This is a genomic window from Actinomadura rugatobispora (genome assembly GCF_042656285.1).
Taxonomy (GTDB): domain Bacteria; phylum Actinomycetota; class Actinomycetes; order Streptosporangiales; family Streptosporangiaceae; genus Spirillospora; species Spirillospora rugatobispora.
Window position 1 is genome coordinate 146,439 of the sequence record NZ_JBHSON010000008.1, and the last position, 13,638, is coordinate 160,076.

The 13,638-nt window shown below is 75.5% G+C and carries 10 protein-coding genes; 7 read left to right on the forward strand and 3 right to left on the reverse strand.

Annotated elements, in window-relative coordinates; all coding sequences use genetic code 11:
- Window positions 1-24: 24 nt before the first annotated feature.
- Window positions 25-693, reverse strand: a complete 669-nt coding sequence (locus tag ACFPZN_RS07950; protein ID WP_378281155.1) for a helix-turn-helix domain-containing protein — start codon at window positions 691-693, stop codon at window positions 25-27.
- A 230-nt stretch (window positions 694-923) separates the two neighbouring features.
- On the opposite strand from ACFPZN_RS07950, the gene ACFPZN_RS07955 reads away from it, so the two are divergent.
- From ACFPZN_RS07955 to ACFPZN_RS07985, 7 genes are read left to right on the forward strand one after another with little or no spacing between them, the layout of a single operon-like run.
- The gene (locus ACFPZN_RS07955; protein ID WP_378281156.1) at window positions 924-2,045 is read left to right on the forward strand and encodes an NrtA/SsuA/CpmA family ABC transporter substrate-binding protein; all 1,122 of its coding nucleotides are present in this window, start codon (window positions 924-926) and stop codon (window positions 2,043-2,045) included.
- Complete coding sequence (locus tag ACFPZN_RS07960) at window positions 2,042-2,920, forward strand: ABC transporter permease (RefSeq protein ID WP_378281157.1); 879 nt, start codon at window positions 2,042-2,044, stop codon at window positions 2,918-2,920. Before ACFPZN_RS07955 ends, ACFPZN_RS07960 begins: the two co-directional genes overlap by 4 nt.
- Window positions 2,917-3,654 carry an ABC transporter ATP-binding protein gene (locus ACFPZN_RS07965; protein ID WP_378281158.1) on the forward strand — a complete coding sequence of 246 codons (738 nt, stop codon included), beginning with the start codon at window positions 2,917-2,919 and terminating at the stop codon, window positions 3,652-3,654. The genes ACFPZN_RS07960 and ACFPZN_RS07965 overlap by 4 nt, the downstream gene beginning before the upstream one ends.
- Before the next feature lie 46 nt (window positions 3,655-3,700).
- Complete coding sequence (locus tag ACFPZN_RS07970; protein ID WP_378281159.1) at window positions 3,701-4,741, forward strand: ABC transporter substrate-binding protein; 1,041 nt, start codon at window positions 3,701-3,703, stop codon at window positions 4,739-4,741.
- Window positions 4,738-5,715 (forward strand): LLM class flavin-dependent oxidoreductase, encoded by a 978-nt coding sequence (locus tag ACFPZN_RS07975; protein ID WP_378281160.1) that lies wholly within the window; start codon window positions 4,738-4,740, stop codon window positions 5,713-5,715. Before ACFPZN_RS07970 ends, ACFPZN_RS07975 begins: the two co-directional genes overlap by 4 nt.
- Window positions 5,705-6,880, forward strand: coding sequence for an LLM class flavin-dependent oxidoreductase (locus tag ACFPZN_RS07980; RefSeq protein ID WP_378281161.1), 1,176 nt, complete (start codon window positions 5,705-5,707; stop codon window positions 6,878-6,880). Before ACFPZN_RS07975 ends, ACFPZN_RS07980 begins: the two co-directional genes overlap by 11 nt.
- The gene (locus ACFPZN_RS07985) at window positions 6,880-7,803 is read left to right on the forward strand and encodes an ABC transporter substrate-binding protein (RefSeq protein ID WP_378281162.1); all 924 of its coding nucleotides are present in this window, start codon (window positions 6,880-6,882) and stop codon (window positions 7,801-7,803) included. Before ACFPZN_RS07980 ends, ACFPZN_RS07985 begins: the two co-directional genes overlap by 1 nt.
- 65 nt (window positions 7,804-7,868) lie before the next feature.
- On the opposite strand, the gene paaZ is transcribed toward ACFPZN_RS07985, so the two are convergent.
- A complete protein-coding gene (gene paaZ / locus ACFPZN_RS07990; protein WP_378281163.1) occupies window positions 7,869-9,905 on the reverse strand; it encodes a phenylacetic acid degradation bifunctional protein PaaZ in 2,037 nt (678 codons plus the stop codon).
- A gap of 160 nt (window positions 9,906-10,065) precedes the next feature.
- Entirely contained in the window at window positions 10,066-13,419 is a 3,354-nt protein-coding gene (locus tag ACFPZN_RS07995; RefSeq protein WP_378281164.1) for a hypothetical protein, read from the reverse strand.
- Window positions 13,420-13,638 lie beyond the last annotated feature (219 nt).

The following is a 13,638-nucleotide window of genomic DNA, read 5'->3' on the forward strand; positions in this document are numbered from 1 at the left end:
GGTCCGGCACCCCGCGGCGGGCGTTCAGGACGTGGCGGTCAGGCAGGCAGGATGCCTGGTCGAGGAGTGAAGCCGCTGGTCAGCACGGTACTGCAGGAGCAGGACCGAGCGGACCGCCCCCTCCAGAGCGGTGTAGCCGTGCGGCAGCCGGGCGTCGAAGCCGACGTAGTCGCCGGGGCCGAGCTCGACCTCCCGGTCGTCCACCCGAACGCCCAGCCGCCCGGCCTGCACGATCGTGTGCTCGATCCCGACATGGCCCAGCGAGTCCTGCCGGGAGCCGGCCCTGACCCGCTGGTCGTACACGTCGACGATCCCGTCGCCGGCCTCGATGCCGCGCAGCGGGCGCAGGTCGACGCCCTCACCGCGCAGCACCTCCACCTCGGCCGCCCGCACCACGGTCAGCCCGGCGGGGCGGCGGTGGTCCAGCAGGTCGGAGATGGGCACCTCCAGCGCGCGCGACAGGCTGAACACCGTCTCGATGGTGGGGTTGCCCGCACCCGCCTCCAGCTGGGACAGCGTCGCCTTGCCGATCTTGGAGCGGCGGGACAGCTCGGACAGCGACAGGCCCAGCTCGGTCCGCGCGCGCCGCAGGTTGGCGGCCAGCATGTCGCGCACGGACGGGACCGGTGCGCCGGTCGCGATCTCCGCGCCCGCCTCTGTGCCGCCGCCCTCTCCGCCGCCGACCTCAGTCATGCGCCCTCCGCGCTCTCACCGACGGGTTCACCCTACGGCTCGCTCGAGAATGTTCGCTGTTGTTCGCTTTACCGAACGAGGATACAAGCCCTGTCCGCGCGCCGCCGCGCTCCCCCGTCACGTCCCCGTCCACACGGTCCGGACCGGAGACCGGCGACCCCGTACCCCGTCCCACCTTGACTTATGCTAAACCTACCTGAAATATAGGAAATACCGACGAGAGGCCCACCATGCCCACCACCCTGTCCACCGGCGTGCCCGCACGCCTTCTCCCGGCACGTTCCCGCGGGCCGCGCGCCCGCCGGTCGCGCCTCGCCGCCTGCGCCGCCGCGGCCGTCCTCCTGCTGGGCCCGCTCGCCTCCGCCTGCGGCGGATCCGCGACGGCCGGCGGTTCGGGCTCCGGCGGCGGGCCCGTGCTCAAGCTCAAGGACCCCGGCAACGAGGGCGTGCTCGCCTACGCCAAGCGCGAGGGCATCTTGGAGAAGCGGCTCGAGGCCGTGGGCGCCAAGGTGCAGTGGGGCGGCACCTACGCCTCGTTCACCGCGACGATCGACGCCGTGCGGTCCCGTTCGGTGAACGTCCTGGAAGGGGCCGTCTCCCCCGCGCTCGGCTACCTGTCCAACAGCCGCGACATCAAGATCTTCGCCTTCACCGACCCGGTCACCCACGCGTCCGCGCCCCGCGAGGACGGCCTGGTCGTGCCGCCCGACAGCCCGCTGAAGAACATCCGCGACCTGGTCGGCAAGAAGGTCGCGGTCAACAAGGGCGGGCGCGGGGAGTACCTGCTGCTGCTCGCCCTCGAACAGGCAGGGATCCCCGTCGACAAGGTCCAGCGGGTCTACCTGAACCCCGACCAGGGCGCCTCGGCGTTCGCCACCGGCAAGGTCGACGCCTGGTGGGCGATCGTCCGCGCCTACCCCGAGGTCGTCGCCAAGGGCGCCCGCGTCCTGGTGAACGGCCGAAGCCTGCCCGACAAGGACCTCAACATCTGGGCGGCCCGCACCGAACTGCTCGAGCAGCACCCCAAGGTCGTGCAGACCTTCCTCGACGTGCTGCGCGAGCTGGGCGAGCAGGAGAAGCGCGAGCCGGAGAAGTTCCAGAACGTCTTCCTCAAGAAGGGCCCGACCGCGGTCACCGGGGCACGGCTGGCCGAGGACATCGAGAAGGCGCGGCACGGCAACGTCCCGCGCTACGCCGGCAGCGCCGACGGCCCCTACGTGAAGGCGGTCGGCGACCTGTTCCGCAAGTACGGGGTGATCTCCACCGAGGTCCGCCCCGACCAGGTGATCTTCGATCTGCGGGCCGTCCCCGCCCGCTCCCCCGCCTCGGGCTCCCCGGGAACGGCGTCATGACCGTCGACCGGATCGAGGCGGTCTCCGCCGCCGGGAAGCGCGCGGCCAGGGCGGACGCCCGGCCGGAGGCGGGGCTGGAGACCCCGCCGCGGCTCGGCACTCGGCGGCGCCACCCGGCGCTGTCGCTGGCCGTGCGCGCGAGCGTGCCGCTGCTGCTCCTGGCCGCGTGGTGGTACGGGTCGTCGTCCGGGCGCATCCCCGCCGACGTGCTCGCCGGGCCCGGCGCGGTGGCCGGGGCGTTCGGGGAACTGGTGTCCACCGGGCAGCTGGCCGACTTCCTCGTGGCCTCGGCGCGCCGCGCGGCGCTCGGCGTGCTGGCCGGGGCCGGGCTGGGCCTGGTGCTGGGGGTGGCGGCGGGGCTGTCCGCGCTCGGCGAGGAGCTGATCGACCCGACCCTGCAGATGAAGCGGGCGGTGCCGTTCCTGGCCCTGGTCCCGCTGTTCATCTCCTGGTTCGGGGTCGGCGAGACGTTCAAGATCGTGCTGATCGCGGTGGCGACGCTCGCCCCCGTGTACGCCTACACCTACCTCGGCGTGCGGAGCGTGGACCGCAAGGTGGTCGAGGCGGCCCGCGGGTTCGGGCTGCGCGGGCTCCGGCTGGCCGCGGCGGTGGTCGTCCCGTCCGCGCTGCCCAGCATCCTGATGGCGCTGCGGATCGGGCTGTCGGTCTCGCTCACCGGGCTGATCGCCGCCGAGCAGATCGGCGCCACCGAGGGGATCGGCTACCTGGTGACGCTGGCGCAGCAGTACTACCGCAACGACTACATGGTCCTGTGCATCCTGATCTACGCGCTGCTCGGGCTGGTCATCGACCTGGCGATCCGCGGCCTGGAACGGCTGGCGATGCCCTGGCGCGGGCAGGTGGCGGCCCGATGAGCGGCACGACCGCCGGGCCCGTCCGGGACGGGGACCTGGCCGTGCGGGTGCGCGGGCTGCGCAAGGCGTTCGGCGACAGGACCGTCCTGGACGGCGTCGACCTGGACATCCGCCGCGGCGAGTTCTTCGCGCTGCTGGGCCCCAGCGGCACCGGCAAGACGACGCTGCTGCGCGTGCTGGCCGGGCTGGAACGTTCCGACTCAGGCACGGTGCTGACCGCCCCGCGCCGCACCACCGTGTACCAGGAGCCGCGGCTCGTGCAGGCCCGGCGGGTGCTGGCCAACGTGACGCTGGGCCTGCCGCGCTCGTCGCGCCAGGCGGGCCGGCGGGCGCTGCGCGAGGTGGGGCTGGCGGGGTACGAGCGGGCCTGGCCGGCGACGCTGTCGGGCGGCGAGGCCCAGCGGGTCGCGCTGGCGCGGGCGCTGGTCCGCGACCCGCAGGTGCTGCTGCTGGACGAGCCGTTCGCCGCCCTGGACGCCCTGACCCGGCTGCGCATGCAGGACCTGGTGGCCGAGCTGTGCGCGCGGCACCGCCCCGCGGTGGTGCTGGTCACCCACGACGTCGACGAGGCGCTGCGGCTGGCCGACCGGGTCGCGGTGCTGCGCGACGGCGCGTTCGCCGCCGACCGCGTCATCGACCTGCCGCAGCCGCGCGACCGCGACGACCCCGCCCAGGTCGAGCATCGCCGCTCGTTCCTGTCCCACCTCGGCGTCGCCGCCCCGGCCGCGCCCTGAACCCCTTCCTTCCCTTCCTTTCCGTCCCACGATCTGAGGAGGTCATGTGCCCGCGGTAGACAAGATCTGGTTCACCCGCTGCCCTGTCCCCACGGCCAGCGGCCTGGCGCACGGCCGGGGCCGGCTGACGGAGGCGTTCGCCGGGCTCGGCGTGGAGGTCGGCGTCCTGCAGGACGCGGGGCCCGAACTGGCCCGCCACCACTTCGACCACGGCCTGACCGGGCTGTTCCGCGAGGGCGGCAACGTGCCCGCGCTGGCCGCCCGGTCGGCGGGGGCGCCGACCCGGCTGATCGGCCTGACCTGGATCGAGGAGTGGCAGTCGATCCTGGTCAGGCCGGGCTCGGGCATCGAACGGGCCGCGGACCTGCGCGGCGCCCGGGTCGCCCTGCCCGCCTGGGCGGAGAGCCGCGCCAAGAGCTTCCCCCGGGCGATGGCCCTGCACGGCGTCAAGGGCGCCCTCGCGCAGGGCGGCCTGGTCCTGGACGACGTGACGTTCGTCGAGGTCGAGGCCGACCTGTCGCCCTCGGTCGGGCGCGACGCGGGCGACCGGACGATCTCCTGGCCCGGCCTGCGGGAGCTGGCGCGCGGCGAGGTGGACGCGGTCTACGTCAAGGGCGCGCGGGCCGCCGACCAGGCCCGCGAGCTGGGTCTGGCCGTCGCCGTCGACCTGGACGCCCACCCCGATCCGCGCACCCGCGTGAACAACGGCACGCCGCGGCCGATCACCGTCCACGAGCGGCTGCTGGAGGAGCGTCCCGACCTGGTCGTGACGTTCCTGCGGGAGTCGCTGCGGGCCGCCGACTGGGCCGCGGAGGACCTCGGCGGCGTCCGGGAGATCCTCGCGCGGGAGACCCGGTCCGGCGCCGAGGGCGTCGCGACCGCGTACCGGGGCGGCTTCCACCGCTCCCTGCACCCCGCGCTGACGGAGGAGCGGCTCGGCCTGCTGCGGATCCAGAAGGACTTCCTGCTGGTGCACGGCTTCCTGGACGCCGACGTCGACCTGGACGCCTGGGTCGCGCCCGAGCCGCTCCGCCTCGCCCGCGAGGCGAACGAGAAGAAGGAGAAGGGGGAGGGGGAGGCGGCATGACCGAGCCGAGGTTCTACATCACCCTCCCCACCCGCGGGGACGGTGCGCGCGGCGGGCGGGGACCGGCCCCGGTGCCCGCGTCCGCGGTCGCCACCGACCTGCGGCCGGGACGGTACGGCCCGTTCGACCATCTCGCGCAGATCGCCCGCGCCGCCGAGATCGCGACCTTCCACGGCGTGCTGGCCCCCTTCGACCCGGCGGGCGAGGAGTCGCTGGTCGTGACGGCGGGCGTGCTGCGGCAGAACCGGTGGCTGCGCGCGGTCGCCGGGTTCCATCCGGGCATCGCCACCCCGGTGTACGCGGCGAAGCTGTCGGCGTCCGTGCAGCGCTTCTCCGGGGACAGGCTCGACTGGCGGATCGAGGTGGACCTCGACCCGGCCACGGCGCGCGCGCAGGGCGACTTCCTGCGCGGCCCGGACCGCTACGCGCGCGCCGACGAGTTCCTGACCGTGGCCAAGGGGGTGTGGCACGAGGAGGACTACACCTACGAGGGCCGGTTCTTCCAGGTGCTCGCGGGCGGATTCGCCGGACCGCTGGCGGGCAGCGCCTTCCCCCGCGTGCACCTGTCGGGCACCTCCGAGGAGGCCCTGGACCTGTCGGCCCGGCACGCCGACCTGCACGTCTTCGACCTCGGCGACGACCTCGACGCGCTGGTCGCCGACCTCGGCGGGCGGGCCGCCGCACGCGGCCGCACCGTCGCGTACGGGCTGCGGCTGCCGGTGCTGGCCCGCGAGGACGAGGAGGAGGCGCGGGCCGAGGCCGGCCGCCGCACCGCCGCCGGATCGCCGCCGGCCGGGCTGGTCGGGTCGTTCGGCGGCACGGCCGAGGCCATCCGGGCCTACGCCGACCGCGGCGTCACCGCCTTCTTCCTGGAGGCCAGGCCCTCGATCGAGGAGACCTACCGGCTCGGCGAGCAGCTGCTGCCCCTGCTCACCGGGGTCGCGGAGAGCAAGGAGATCGAGCATGCCGATTGACATCTACTGGCGCATCGGCACCCACGGCGACCAGCCGTCGCTGCGCCGCCGCATCGCCAGCCGCGGCGGCTGGGCGCCGGACGCGCCCGGCCGGGTCGCGCCGGGCGTACGGGACGGGCGGCCCGACGGCTACACCCATCTGGACCACATGGCGGACGTGGCGCGCTCCTCGGAACTGGCCGGGTTCGTGGGCGGGCTGCTGCCCTCGTTCCCGTTCACCGACGACCCGTGGGCGGCCGCCGCGAGCCTGGCCCGGGAGACCACCACCTACCGGTTCATGATCGCCTACCAGCCCGGGTTCCTGCACCCGGTGCAGGCGGCGCGGATGTCGGCGAGCCTGCAGCGCGCCACCGGCGGCCGGGTCGTCTACAACGTCATCTCCGGCGGGGGCGGGCCGGCCCAGCTGTGGTGGGGCGACAAGGTCGACCACGACGACCGCTACGCCCGCACCTCGGAGTTCCTGGACGTGCTGAAGGGCGTCTGGGGCGGCGGCCCGTTCGACTACGAGGGGCGCTTCTACCGCGTCGAGGGCGCCGGCCTGCCCGAGCCGCTGGCTGGGCAGCCCTTCCCGGAGATCTACTTCTCGGGGTCCTCGCCCGCCGCGATCCAGGCGGCCGGGCGGCACGCCGACTACTACCTGTCGTGGCTGGAGCCGTTCCCCGCGCTGGCCGCCAAATTCGACCAGGTCCGCGCGGAGAGCGCCGCCATCGGGCGGGCGCCGCGGTTCGCGGTGCGGATCGACGTGCTGGCGCGCGAGACCGAGGCGGAGGCCTGGGACGAGATCCGCCGCGGCTGGCGGCACGTCGACCCGGCCGCGCTGCGCGGCCCCGAGGCCTCGGGCGACTCGGTGGGCTGGCTGCGCAGCGCGTCGTTCATCGACTGGCCGGTGCGGGACTTCCGCGAGCTGGAGGCGTCCCCGAACGTGTGGGGCGGTTTCCACCTGCTGCGCGGCGGCCCCGCCTTCGGCCTGGTCGGCTCCTACGAGCAGGTCGCGGCCCGCCTGGACGAGCTGGTCGCCCTCGGCGTGGACGCGTTCATCCTCGCCGGTGTCCCGCACCTGGAGGAGTCCTACCGCGTCGGCGAGAACGTCCTGCCCCTCCTGCGCGGCGCCACCGCCGCCGCCACCCCGCCCGCACCGATTTCCGCAACGAGAGGAACCCTCTGATGAGCCCCAAGGTCGGCTATTTCCCGAACAACAACTCCCTGTGGGTGCTGCGCCACCGCGGCATCCTGGAGCGCGCCCTGCCCGAGGTGGAGTGGGTGGACCTGCGCTCCCTCCCGGCGGGTGGGCGCCCGGCGCCCACCGAGGGCCTGCCCACGCTGCACGGCGACCACCTGTTCGACGGCGGGTACGACTTCATCGGCACCGGCTCCACGCCGCCGGTCACCGCCCAGGCCAAGGGGCACGACATCGTGTACGTCGCCGTCTCGGGCCCGCGGCACGAGAACGGCCGGCTGGTCGCCCACGAGGACTCCGGCATCGCCTCCCCCGCCGACCTGAAGGGGAAGCGGGTCGCCCTCGGGCACGGCTCGTGGCAGACCACGCTGCTGCTGTTCGCGCTCGACGACGCGGGGCTGACCTGGAACGACATCGAGCCCGTCGACGCCTACTCCGACGCGGCGCAGCTGTTCCTGGACCGCGGGGTGGACGCCTGGGTCGGCTCGTACCCGGCCCTGACCCGGGTCGAGGAGCAGGCCTCGATCCGCACGCTGGTGGACACCGACGGGCTGTTCAGCCACCGCTCGCTGTGGTTCACCCGGCGCGACTTCGCCGAGGGGCACCGGGAGGAGCTCGCCGCCATCGTCGCCGCGCTCCAGGAGTCGGACGCCTGGATCCGGGAGAACCCGCGTGAGGCGGCCGAGCTGTTCGCGGCCGACGACGGCGGCGACGTGGCGACCTGGGAGAACGCGCTGCGCCGCCGCCCGTTCGGGCTGCGGCCGCTCGAGCCGGAGTTCGTGGCCGAGCAGCAGCGCGCCGCCGACCTCTTCCACGCCGCCGGGCTGGTCGACCGGAAGATCACCGTCGCCGACGCGGTGCTGACCGGCCTGTCCGACCTGCTCGAACCGGCCGAGCGCGCCGCGAGCTGACCCGCCGCCCCGCCGGCGCGCCGCGCGGGGCGCGCCGGCGGGGTTCCCCGGCGGGCCGGGCGCCCCTATGCGGAGGGGCGCTTGGCCACCAGGGTGAGGACGTCGTACTTGGCGACCGAGGCGCCGTCCTGGTTGGTCACGTCGGTGTCCCACCGCACCTCGCCGTGCCCGGCGCCCTCCCGCGGGGAGATCTGCTTGGCGGTGAGCGTGACCGTCAGCTCGTCCCCCGGGTAGACGGGCGTGAGGAAGCGCAGGTTCTCCAGGCCGTAGTTGGCCAGGACGGGGCCCGGCTCCGGATCGACGAACAGGCCGGCCGCGAACGACACCACCAGGTAGCCGTGCGCGACGCGCCCGCCGAAGAACGGGTTGGCCCTGGCCGACTCGTCGTCCATGTGGGCGTAGAAGGTGTCCCCGGTGAACTCGGCGAAGTGCTCCACGTCGTCGAGGGTGACCGTGCGGGGGCCGCCGACGGCGGTGTCGCCGACGCGCAGGTCCTCCAGGTGCTTGCGGAACGGGTGCGCGTCGGTGACCGTGCGGTCGGTGCCCGGCACCCAGCGGCCCGTCAGCGCGGTCATCATGGCCGGCCCGGACTGCACGGCGGTGCGCTGCATGTGGTGCACGACGCCGCGGATGCCGCCCAGCTCCTCGCCGCCGCCCGCGCGCCCCGGCCCGCCGTGCACGAGGGCGGGCAGCGCCGAACCGTGGCCCGTGGACTCTCCGGCGTCCTCGCCGTTGAGCACGAGCAGCCGCCCGTGCCAGGGCGCGGTGCCCAGCACGACCTCGCGGGCGAAGTCCGGGTCGGCCGTGACGACCGAGCCCGCCAGGCTGCCGCGGCCCCGCGCGGCCAGCTCCACCACCTCGGCGGCGTCCCGGTAGGGCAGCAGCGTGCTGACCGGGCCGAAGGCCTCCACCTCGTGCGGCTCGGCCCGCCAGGGGTCGTCGGCGCGCAGCAGGATCGGCGACAGGAACGCACCCCGTTCGGCGTCGGCGCCCACGACCGGAACGGTCTCCGGATCGCCGAAGACGAGGCGTCCCGCGTCCAGCAGCGCCTTGAGCGAGCGCCGCACCTCCTCGCGCTGGTCGAGCCCGACCAGCGGGCCCATGGTCACGGCGGGGTCGGCCGGGTCGCCGACCGTGATCCCCGCCAGGCGCTCCCGCACGGCCCCGGCCACCTCGTCCATCAGCTCGCCGGGGACGAGGGCGCGGCGGATGGCGGTGCACTTCTGCCCCGTCTTCATCGTCATCTCGGTGACCAGCTGGTCGACGTACAGGCCGAACTCCCCGGTGCCGGGCACGGCGTCCGGGCCCAGGATCGAGCAGTTCAGCGAGTCGGCCTCGGCGTTGAAGCGCACCGACCGCCCGACCAGCGCGGGATGGGTGCGCAGCCGCTGCGCGGTGCCCGCCGACCCGGTGAAGGCGACCAGGTCCTGCTCGGTCACATGGTCGAGCAGGTCGCCCGCCTCCCCGCACAGCAGCTGGACGGTCCCCTCCGGCAGCAGCCCGGACTCCACGATCAGCTCCACCAGCCGGGCGGTGAGGTAGGCGGTCTGGCCCGCGGGCTTGATCAGGCTCGGCATCCCCGCCACGAACGCGGGCGCCAGCTTCTCCAGCGGCCCCCAGACCGGGAAGTTGAACGCGTTGATCTGGATCGCGACCCCGCGCAGCGGCGTGCACAGGTGCTGGCCCACGAAACCGCCGCCCTTGGCCAGCGGCTCCACCTCGCCCTCGACCAGGACGGTCTCGTTGGGCAGCTCCCGCTTGGCCTTGCTCGCGTAGGCGAGCAGGACGCCGATGCCGCCGTCGACGTCGAACCGCGCGTCGGCGCGCGTGGCGCCCGCGCGGGCCGACAGCGCGTACAGCTCGTCGCGGTGCTCGCGCAGATACGAGCCCAGCGCCTTCAGCAGCGAGGCCCGCTGGTGGAAGGTCAGCTCGCGCAGCGCGGGTCCGCCGGTCCGGCGGCCGTGCTCCAGCGCGGCCGCGCGGTCGATGCCCGCGGCGGAGAACCGCGCCACCTCCTCACCGGTCACCGCGTCCGGCAGCGGCGTCCCCTCCCCGTCCGGATCCCGCCAGGAACCCGCCACATAGCTTCGCAACACGACCACTGGGACCTCCTCGTCCACACCGGCTCGTTCGTTCCGTCCCGTTCCGTCGCGGGCCGTGCGGCGCGCGGCCGCAGGACCTCCCCGCCTCTTAACCTTTCACCGATCCGGGCGTTTCACGCCTCGCAGAGGTGACAGCGCCCGGCCCGGTTCTTCGTGCGGATCAACCGGTCGGGACGCCGGCCTCGATCTCCCAGGCCCCGGCGGCGATGTCGACGTTCCCGGACCCGCGCAGACGCTCCAGCACCGCGCGCCAGTCGTCCGTCCAACCGGCGTCGGGTCCGCCGATGGCGGCCAGCGCGATGGCCATCAGCCCGGCGGCGGCGTGGTCCTCCTCCAGCAGCCGCCGCACGATCGGCAGCAGCAGCGGCGGCGGCACCCTGGACGTGCTGTAGCCGCGCAGGCGGTGCCGCAGCTGCTGGTCGCACAGCCGCGCTGCGACCAGGGGCCGGTCGCGGAGCCGCCCGGCCAGCGTCAGCAGCCCGGCCTCCAGCTCCTCGCCCAGCCGTTCGGGGACCGTGCCGCCGCGTCCCCCGGCCACCGGCAGGCGGGACACGGTCAGCCGAGCCGACGCCGCCAGGTACAGCGGATGCCGCGCCATCCGGTCGGCGGCGCGGCGGGCCAGGGGCTCCGGCACCCGATCACCGGACAGGGCCTGGGCGATGCGCGTCACTCGGGACCGCGCCTCGGTGTCCGTGCCGGCGGCGAGGAGGCGGTCGAGGACGTCCACGACCTCGTCCCGGATCGTGCCCGTGTCCAAGAGCGACAGGAACACCGGGAGGTCGCGCCGCCCGGCCGGGTCGCCCGGGTCGCCGACCGCGGCGATGATCTCGCCGGGTCCGCCCTCGTACCAGTGCACCCAGGCGCCGAACGCGCGGGCGGCGCGGAACCGCACGCCCGGTCCGTCGGCGGCCTGCAGCAGGCGCCGGACGAGGGCGGCGTAGCGGGGCCGGTGCTCGAGGGCGTACTCCCACGGCTGGGCCTGGAAGAGGGTCCGGTGCATGATCTCGCCCGCGTACGGCCCGGCCGCGTCGTCGAGCGCGTCCAGGGCCCCGGGCGCCTCGGGCATGTGGCGGAGCGCGACGGCGACCGCGACGCGCACGTCCCTGTGCAGGCCGGGATCCCGCCAGGCGGCGAGCAGGAGGCCGGCGGCGCCCGGGGGCCGGTGGCGCTCGAGCTGGCGCGCGGCCTGCTTCCGAACGGTGATCTTGCTGCCGGGGCCGGTCAGCGCCGCGTTCAGGAGGTCGCCGAGCGGGCCGGGCGGGACCCGCGCGCAGCAGCGTCCCATCGCCGCGACGGCCACCGGGGAGGCCAGGCCGCGGCCCCCGGTGAGCAGCGCCTCCAGGGCGCGGACCGGTTCTCCGCCGTGCGCGAGGGCCTCCAGCGCGGCCTCGGCCAGGACGTTCTCCTTCTCCCCGGCCCAGGCCGCCAGGTCCTCGAACGTCCCGGGCAGGCGGCCGAGGGAGCCGACCGCCGCCAGCCGGGCGGCGACCGGCAGCGACTCCTCGGCGGCGCGGCCGAGGAGCAGGGCGCGGACACGGTCGCGCTGGGCGGGGGTCCAGCGTCCCGCGTCGCTCGCGGCGACCTCTGGTGCCCAGTCGGCGGGCGGGCCGCCGTCCAGGGACGGGACGAGCAGATCGGTGCGGCGGCGCGCCGCCACCTGCCACGCCCGGGGGTGCACGATCGCGTCCCCGCCCGCGCCCAGCAGTTCGGCGGCGCGTTCCTCGCGGGTCGCGGGGTCGTCGAGCCAGAGGTGCGCGGCGGTGCGGGCGAGCGCGTCAGGGGCCCGCCGGACGGCCGCGCGCAGCTCGTCCTGGAGCTCCTCCAGGCCGTGGGCACGGCGGTGGAGGGCGGCGGCCAGCGCCACGGCCAGGGAGAAGTCGCCCCGCTCGCGCGCGGCCCGCAGGTGCGGGCGCAGCCGGTCCAGCAGGTCGTGCTCTCGGCCGCGGCGCAGCACGCGGTCCAGCCGGTGATCGTCGGCGACGGGCCGGCGCCGCGGCACGCGGCGCCGGCTGCGGGGCTCGGGGGCGGTCTCGGGCGGGCCGGCGAGGCCGTCCGCGGCATGGTGGGCGACGAGCCTCACATAGACGTCCATGGCCCACTCGTTCAGCGCGGGTCCCCCGGCGTGCCGGAGGACGCGGGCGGCCAGCGCGCGCAGGGCCCGCCGGGTGCGGGGCGAGGAGTCGCGGGACTCAATGGCGGCGGTGGCGAGCCGGCCGAGGGGTTCGGCGAGGGCGTCGTCGAGGTGGCGGGGGCGCAGCGCGGCCAGCGCCTCCAGCAGCGATCCCCGCACCGGGTCCTGCTCGTTCACGCTGCGCAGCGCGAGTTTGGCGACGACCTCCACGAGTACATCCCCGTCCCCGGTGCGGGCGGCGCACTCCAGCAGGAGCGTCCTGGCCAGGCTCCGCCGGTGCGCGTCCCCGGAGAACGCGGCCTCGCCCAGCGGCCCGGCGGCCTCCTCGTACGGCAGGAACGCCTGGAGCTTCAGCGGCAGGTCCGGGTCGTCGGAATGCGAGCGGGAGGAGTGCCACGCCGAGCCGTGCCAGTCGAGCATCCGGCGGGCCTCGGCCGCCGCGCGCGCCGGGGGCAGCAGCGGCAGGAACGGCAGCGCCCGCAGCCCGGTCAGGACGTCGTCGCCGCGCTCGACGGCGGCGTCGAAGGCGGGCTCGCGCACTCCGGGCGGGAGCGCCTCCAGGAAGGTCCCGAGCCGGTACGACGTGGCCGGGGCCCGCCTGACGATCTCCTCGGCGGGGACGGCGCGCAGGTGGGTGAGCAGGCCGGGCCGCACGCCCGGGTAGCGCCGCCACGACCCGCGCAGCAGCAGTCGCGCCGTGCGGGCGGGGTCGGCCTTGGACAGCGCCGTGGCCGCCGCCGGCGACAGGGCCGGGAGCAGGGAGGTCCGGGTGCGCCGCTCCATGTGCTCCAGCAGGGACAGCACGCGCTCGGGCGCATGTTCGGCCGCGGCCTCGATGCCCGCTCCGCGGGTACGCCACCAGTACCACGCGTAGGTGATCCCGCGGGTCTCGGCCTCGGCGGTGTCCAGGACCGGGCCCGGATGCCGCCTGCCCAGGGCCCGCCAGGCGACCACGGCGTGCTCGAGCCCGGAGAGGGCTTCGGCCACCACGGGCCCGCTGCACGCGGGCAGCAGGGCGGCGGCCTCGCGGTCGCCCCAGCGTTCCCGGACCTGCGGGAGCAGCCGGTCGGCCAGCGCGCCGCGCCGCGCGTGCAGGAGCGTCCGGTAGAACGCCCGGCGCAGCTCGGTCGGGGCGTCGCGCAGCACGGCCTCGGCTGCCTCGTCCGGTACGGGGAGGGTCCGGACGGCGCGCAGCGCGGCGCGGCGCAGGTCCAGGTCGGGCCCGGCCAGGACGGCGGCGATGTGGCCGAGGTCGCGCGCGGCCATGGCCATGTGCAGCGCGGTGCGGCGTTCGTACGGGCCGCGCGCGGACAGCTCGGCCAGAAGTGCGGGCAGTTCGGGTGTCCCGGCCAGGCGCCGGGCGTGCAGGGCCAGCGCGCGCATGCGCCCCGGGTACGGGAGGGGTTCGACGCCGGTCAGCAGCTCATCGGCGGCTCCGGCGGGGTGTTCAGCCGGTTCACCGACCGGCCGGCTGGGGCTCAACGGCCCGGGCGGAGACCGCCCTTCCTCTTGATCATGGTGACGATGATGGCGCATCGGCCCCGGTTCCGGCAACCGCATTGGCGGACAGGCGGTCGACGAGGAGGAGCGTGCCGGGCCCCA